Consider the following 1,488-nt stretch of genomic DNA (forward strand, 5'->3'; position numbering starts at 1 on the left):
GAACAACGATTACAGGGAGGTCTCACTCATAAATAGTTAAAAATCAAGCTCCGGCGCTATCAGGAAAAGCCGGAGAATTCTGCGATTAGAAGGAATATGGAACAACCAGGCTCAGCTTAAGGTCGTTCTCATCCTGAAAGGCATTCTTAAAGCCAGTCCAACTATCCAGGCCGGAACGGTTATTGTACTTGGTCATGTGGGCAGCAACACGGGTTCCTTTCCAATCACCATCTTGAAAGGTATAAGCTACATCCAGGTTAAATGCCTCTTCCTTCAGCTCTACGCTCTGATCCGCGTAGTCGGATGCTGGCTTACCATCCCAGCCGTAGATATAGGAAGCACCAACACTCCAGCCCGGTTTACCGAGGTCAGCCAGATCACGCCACGCACCAATAAATACCGCCTTTTCGCCGTCGTGGTTCCAATCTGAACGGCCATCCCACCAAAGATCCATCGCACCTTGAGAAGAACCATTCGGGCCAGTTGTACGATATACAAAGTATCCTTTCTCACCTTCAGCTTTGGTTATGGTCGCCTCTGCACGGAAAGTATATGCTCCCTTTGAGAAAGAAGTCTGCACTGCTTGCATCCAAGCCTTGCCGTCATAAACTTCGTAGTCACCTGCGTCTTCCGCCCCATAATAATGGTAAGCTAGGAACAGATTACCATCAGCTACCTTCAGGTTATGTTTAATCTTGCCGTGGTATGTATCAAGGTAATCTTTAGACTGAGAAAACGCACCATCCAGGATCAGCCCGTTTTCAAAGGTATACTTGGCCCCGAAGGAGTGCACATAGTCAACCACATCATCCATGCCAGCAGGTGCATCTTTGGTGCGGAAAGCGTAAGTATCCTGGAACCATGGAGCCTTGTACTCATCAGCCCACATATAAGCCACGCTTAAACTACCAAAGTCAGCACCCGCTTGAGCACCACGATATGTACCAGGCATAAAATTCCAGTTTACACCAAGACCACCAGGGCCAGATGGCTGAATATAACCGGCTTTAGCCCAGGTATTTGCCATCTTGAATTTCAAAGCTGCTTTATAAATACTGGCACCATTATCAGCTTTATCATTTGCCCAGATTGGATCGTAAGGGTTATCCCATGGAACAAAGTTAAATTCGTGGTCAACTGCCGCATTTTGGGTCAGATCTGCTGCTGCAAACACACCAAAATCAAACCCAACCATGTCATTGATATAGCCAGAGCTAAAGTCAACATTTGCCAGAGCTGTGGTGTGGTCAAGGTTAGCGACCATCTTGCCATCAGCTTGGCTATAGCGGTCACGCTTGCGCATAAAGGTATAGAGACCGCCAGTCACAGATGCATCATCGAAGAATGCATTACCTGTGCTTTTAGCAGCGTTGTACATTGAATCATCGGTCATGTCAGCAGCAAAGGCTGTTGATGATACCCCAGCAAGAAGAATAGCTGTGGCCAGAGTCGTCTTTTTAAACATCGCCATTAATCCCCATTAACTCC

General features: G+C 47.2%; 1 protein-coding gene. It reads right to left on the bottom strand.

The window, feature by feature from the left end; translation table 11 throughout:
- Nucleotides 1-85: 85 nt before the first annotated feature.
- Complete coding sequence (locus J7438_RS25445; RefSeq protein ID WP_209278837.1) at nucleotides 86-1,471, bottom strand: OprD family outer membrane porin; 1,386 nt, start codon at nucleotides 1,469-1,471, stop codon at nucleotides 86-88.
- Between the last annotated feature and the right edge of the window lie 17 nt (nucleotides 1,472-1,488).

The sequence above is a fragment of the Thalassotalea sp. G20_0 genome, assembly GCF_017744175.1.
Lineage (GTDB): Bacteria > Pseudomonadota > Gammaproteobacteria > Pseudomonadales > Endozoicomonadaceae > Endozoicomonas.

Coding starts and splice junctions, on each gene's coding strand:
- J7438_RS25445 (WP_209278837.1), bottom strand. CDS start 1,471: ATGGCGATGTTTAAAAAGACGACTCTGGCCACAGCTATTCTTCTTGCT.